The following is a 1,280-nucleotide window of genomic DNA, read 5'->3' on the forward strand; positions in this document are numbered from 1 at the left end:
CGCTTATTCAAGTACCTTTCAATATTTTAAAGAGTTGGCCCATATCAGCCAATTTCCAGCTACAGGTGTTTACTCTAAAAATTCTAGCAAAGAAGTAATTAAACTTATTGCAGAAGATAAAGATTTTATTGGTATTTTGGGCGTGAATTGGATCACGGACAAGGATACAGAGATGAGCGAATACCTTTCTCAGATAAAGGTGCTGGGCGTAAAGAATGTAAAAGGCAAGATAGGAGACGATCAGTTCTATAAACCAACTCAAGATAACTTGATCAACGGTGTTTATCCTTTCTTAAGAAATATAAATATTATAGATTGCGAGGGAAGAGATGGTTTAGGCACAGGATTTGCAACATGGTTAAGAAGTCAGAGGGGACAATTGATTGTACTTAAATCTGGACTTGGCCCGCATAAATTAATGCCAAGACAAATTAACCTGACAAAAGGAAATTAAATTAAAAATTATAAATTGAACCACGAAGTAAATCTAAAGAGACACTTCATTTTTATTAAATAAAAAAACAGAATATCCGATGAAAATTTTAAAGAAAGCAATAACCTTAAATGTAGGTTTGGTGTTGATGGGTTCTGCAGTTTTTGCTCAAGATTTAAATGACGCGAAAAAAGCCATCGACGCGGAGCAGTATCAGAAAGCATCATCAATGCTTAAGTCATTGGTGAGCTCAAAAGCATCAGATGGTAATAACTATTACAATCTTGGTTTGGTTTACTTAAAAACCGGTTACATCGACTCCGCTAGAGCCGTATTTACGAAAGGTGTTACCGCTGATCCAAAAAACAACTTAAACTTAATCGGTTTAGGTGAGGCAGATATGTTATCTAATAACCCAAGTTCTGCTAAAACTAATTTCGACAAGGCAGTAGCTTTGGCGCCGAAAGATTACAAAACTTATTTGTATATCGGTAAAGCCTATTTAGCACAGGATAAACCAAGTGATGATGTATCAAAACCTGATTTTACCAACGCTTTAGCAAACATTACCAAAGCAGATGAGTTAGATTCTAAAGATAAAGATGCTGAAGTTTTCTTAGCACAAGGTGATGCCTATGCGTTACAGAAAAAAAATTCAGAGGCATTAGGTCCATACATGCGTGTTGGTGATGTTGATCCAAACAATAGAAGAGCTAAAACGCAGATTGGTAAAATGTACAAAGAATCTAGGGCTTTTCCTGAAGGTGAAAAAGAGTTACAAGATGTAATTGCTGCTGATGCAAACTATGGCCCTGCTTACCGCGAGTTAGGTGAGTTATATTTACAG

At 36.1% G+C, this 1,280-nt stretch carries 2 protein-coding genes; both read left to right on the forward strand.

The genetic code is table 11. From position 1 onward, the window contains the following. The coding region (locus AC1DND_RS28080) for a PstS family phosphate ABC transporter substrate-binding protein (protein ID WP_477586168.1) at positions 1–454 on the forward strand (454 nt) is incomplete at its 5' end. 79 nt (positions 455–533) lie between these two features. Continuing rightward, positions 534–1,280 (forward strand): tetratricopeptide repeat protein (locus AC1DND_RS28085; RefSeq protein ID WP_477586170.1); only part of this gene is annotated, 747 nt, incomplete at its 3' end.

The organism is Pedobacter sp. 01N416, assembly GCF_056399685.1.